1 protein-coding gene is annotated in these 4,393 nt (G+C 75.9%); it reads left to right on the forward strand.

What is annotated here, in order from left to right:
• Positions 1 to 4,393 (forward strand): SDR family NAD(P)-dependent oxidoreductase (locus AB0469_RS40875; protein ID WP_366456683.1); only part of this gene is annotated, 4,393 nt, incomplete at both ends.

The raw sequence follows: 4,393 nt of genomic DNA on the forward strand, positions 1-4,393 counted from the left end.
GACTACTGGGTGCGCCATGTCCGTGAGGCCGTCCGCTTCGCGGACGCCGTCGACTGCCTGGCCCTCGAAGGCGTGCGCACCTTCCTGGAGGTCGGTCCCGGCGGGGTCCTGACCGCCCTCGCCCAGGAGGTTCTCGTCGAGGACGCGACGGCCGTGGCGCTCCTGCGCGGCGACCGGGCGGAGGGGCCGGCCGTCACCACCGCGCTCGCCCGGCTCCACGTCCACGGCACCCCCGTCGACTGGGAGGCGGTCTTCGAGGGCCGTGGCGCCCGCCGCGTCGACCTGCCCACCTACCCCTTCCAGCACCAGCCGTACTGGCTGGTCCCCGCCGGCCCCCGGGAGACCGGCACCGAGGCGGTGGACCCGGCCGAGGCCGCGTTCTGGGAGACCGTCGAGAACCAGGACCTGACGGCCCTCGCCGAACGGCTGGAGGTCGCCGGGGACTCCCCGCTCAGTTCCGTCCTGCCCGCGCTGTCCCAGTGGCGCCGACGCCAGCGCAGCCGCTCCGTCGTCGACTCCTGGCGCTACCGGATCTCCTGGCAGCCTTCGACCGGGAGCCGGGACACCGCCGAGCTGACCGGCACCTGGTTGCTCGCCGTCCCCGAAGACGGCGACCGCGCGCCCGTGGTCACCGCCGTCACCGATGCCCTGGCCCGCCACGGCGCCGAGGTCGAACTCCTCCCCGTACGCACCGCCGCCACCCGTACCGACCTCGCCGCGCGCCTGCGCCGCGAGCCCGGCACGACGGCCCCCGCCGGGGTCCTGTCCCTCCTCGCGCTCACCGACGCCTCCCACCCGGACCACCCCGAACTGCCCGCCGGGCTGGCCCTGACCACCCTGCTGGTCCAGGCCCTGGGCGACGCGGAGAACACCGCACCGCTCTGGTGCGCCACCAGCGGAGCGGTCGCCATCGGACGCTCGGACACGCTGACCAGCCCGCACCAGGCCATGGTCTGGGGCCTCGGCCGCTCGACGGCGCTCGACCACCCCGACCGTTGGGGCGGACTGCTCGACCTTCCCGCCACTCTGGACGAGCGGGCCGCCCGCCGCCTCGTCTCCGTGCTCGCCGAGGGAACGGGAGGCGAGGACCAGATCGCGATCCGGCCCTCCGGCGTCTTCGTCCGCCGCCTGCTCCGCGCCCCCGCCGCCACCACGACCCCGTCGGCGGACCGGACCTGGCAGCCGCGCGGCACCGTCCTGATCACCGGCGGCACCGGCGCCCTCGGCGCCCAGGTCGCCCGGCACCTCGCCCGCGGCGGCGCCGACCACCTCGTCCTCGCCGGCCGCCGGGGCGCCCAGGCACCCGGGGCACCCGAACTCGCCGCCGAAATCGAGGAACTCGGCGCCCGGGTCACCCTCGTGGCCTGCGACCTCGCCGACCGCGAACAGGTCGCCGGCCTGCTGCGTGCCCTCCCGGAGGACCGCCACCCGCTCACGGCCGTGGTCCACGCCGCCGGCCTGCCGCAGTTCGCGCCCACCGACACCCTGACCCCGGCCGACCTGGCCGCCGTCGTCGCCGCCAAGGCGGCCGGTGCCCGGCACCTCGACGAACTGCTCGCCGACCGGGACCTGGACGCCTTCGTCCTGTTCTCCTCCGTCGCCGCCGCCTGGGGGAGCGGCAGCCAGGCCGCCTACTGCGCGGCCAACGCCCACCTCGACGCCCTCGCCGAGCAGCGACGCGCCCGCGGGCTCGCCGCCACCTCCGTCGCCTGGGGCCCCTGGGCCGACGCCGGCATGGCGGGCGACGACGAGGCCGAGGCCCACCTGCGACGGCGCGGGCTGCCCGCCATGTCCCCGGACACCGCGATCGGCGCGCTCCAGCGGGCCCTGGACCTCGACGAGACCACCGTCGTCGTCGCCGACGTCCACTGGGACCGGTTCGCACCCGCCTTCACCCTCGCCCGGCCCAGCGCCCTCCTCTCCGATCTGCCCGAGGCCCGCAGCGCCCTCGCCGCCGCCGGGGACGGGGCCGACGCCGCCGGCGCGGCCGATGCGGCCCCCTCCCGCACCGCCGGACTCGCCGCACTGCCCGCCGCCGAGCGCCACCGCGTGCTCCTGGACCTCGTCCGGGCCGAAGTGGCCCAGGCCCTGGGCCACTCGGGCGTCGCCGCGGTGGCCTCCGACCGCTCGTTCAAGGACCTCGGCTTCGACTCCCTCACCAGCGTCGAACTCCGCAACCGGCTGAACCGGGCCACCGGGCTGCGCCTGCCCACCACCCTGGTCTTCGACCACCCCAACGCGGAGGCCCTCACCGCCTTCCTGTCCTCCGAGGTGTCCGGCCACGCGCCGCAGGCCCTGCCGGCAGACGGCCGCGCACCCGCCGGACCCACGGGGACGGACGCCCCCGACGAGCCGATCGCGATCGTCGCCATGGGCTGCCGCTTCCCCGGCGGCGCCGACACCCCCGAACAGCTCTGGCAGCTGCTGGCGGACGGGGTCGACGCGGTCGGCGGCTTCCCCGCCGACCGGGGCTGGGACCTGGACTCCCTCTACGACCCGGACCCCGAGCACCCCGGCACCACCTACGTCGACCAAGGCGGCTTCCTCCACGACGCGGGCCGCTTCGACGCCCGCTTCTTCGGGATCTCCCCGCGCGAGGCCCTCGCCATGGACCCCCAGCAGCGCCTCCTCCTGGAGACCGCCTGGGAAACCCTGGAACGGGCCCGCCTCGCCCCCTCCTCCCTGCGCGGCAGCCGCACCGGCGTGTTCATCGGCTCCGGCTACCAGGGCTACGGCGCCACGCCGGGCGCCCTGCCCGAAGGCGTCGAGGGACACCTCCTCACCGGCACCTCCAGCAGCGTCATGTCCGGCCGCATCGCCTACGCCCTGGGCCTCGAAGGCCCCGCGCTGACCGTGGACACGGCCTGCTCCTCCTCCCTCGTCGCCCTGCACCTGGCCGCCCAGGCCCTGCGCCAGGGCGAGTGCGAACTGGCCCTGGTCGGCGGGGCGGCCGTGATGGCCTGCCCCAACGCCTTCGTCGAGTTCAGCCGGCAGCGCGGTCTGGCGGCCGACGGGCGGTGCAAGCCGTTCGCGGCGGCGGCCGACGGCACCGGGTGGGGCGAGGGCGTGGGCATGCTGCTGGTGGAGCGGCTCTCCGACGCCCGCCGGGGCGGCCACCCCGTGCTGGCCCTCGTACGGGGCTCCGCGGTCAACCAGGACGGCGCCTCCAACGGCCTCACCGCCCCCAACGGTCCCGCCCAGCAGCGAGTGATCCGGCAGGCCCTCGCCAACGCCGGGCTGACGGCCGCCGACGTGGACGCCGTAGAGGCCCACGGCACCGGCACGGCCCTCGGCGACCCGATCGAGGCCCAGGCCCTGCTGGCGACGTACGGCCAGGACCGGGCGGAGGACCGGCCGCTGTGGCTGGGCTCCCTGAAGTCCAACATCGGCCACACCCAGGCCGCCTCCGGCCTGGCGAGCGTGATCAAGACCGTGCTGTCGCTGCGGCACGGCCTGCTGCCCAAGACCCTCCACGTCGACGAGCCCTCCCCGCACGTCGACTGGTCGGCGGGCGCGGTGCGCCTCCTCACCGAACCCGTGGCCTGGCCGGACGCGGAATCCGGCCGGCCCCGCCGGGCCGGCATCTCCTCCTTCGGCGTGAGCGGCACCAACGCGCACACCATCATCGAGGAGGCCCCGACGGCCCCCGAGGCCCTCGCGGAGGCCGACACCCGGCCGGCCCCCGCGGCGCAGCGCGGCTGCCTGCCGTGGATGCTGTCCGGCGGGGACGAGGCGGCCCTGCGCGAGCAGGCCCGCAACCTCCTCGCCCACACCCGCTCCCACCCCGGCCTCACCCCGGCGGACCTGGCCCTCTCCCTGGCCGAGTCCCGCACCGCCCTGCCCCACCGGGCGGTGGTGCTGGGCACGACCACCGAGGATCTGGCCACCGGCCTGACCGCCCTGAGCCTGGGCGAACCGTCGACGGACCTCGTGCGGGGCCGCGCGGGAGCGGCGGGAACGCGCACGGCGTTCCTGTTCTCGGGCCAGGGGAGTCAGCGACTGGGGATGGGGCGTGAGCTGTATGCCGCGTTCCCGGTGTTCGCGGACGCTTTCGATGCGGTGTGTGCCCGTGTCGACGGGTATCTGGACCGTCCGCTGGGGGACGTGGTGTTCGGTGAGGATGCCGGGTTGTTGGACCGGACGGGTTATGCCCAGCCGGCTTTGTTCGCCGTCGAGGTGGCGTTGTTCCGGCTGGTGGAGTCCTGGGGTGTGCGCCCGGACTTCCTGGCGGGGCATTCGATCGGTGAGTTGGCTGCGGCGCATGTGGCGGGTGTGTTCTCGCTGGAGGACGCGGCGGCTTTGGTGGCGGCGCGGGGCCGTTTGATGCAGGCGCTTCCTGCGGGCGGTGTGATGGTTGCGGTGGAGGCTTCGGAGTCCGAGGCCGGCGGGTTGT

This window comes from Streptomyces sp. NPDC093801 (assembly GCF_040701585.1).
In the GTDB taxonomy this organism is placed as follows: Bacteria; Actinomycetota; Actinomycetes; order Streptomycetales; family Streptomycetaceae; genus Streptomyces.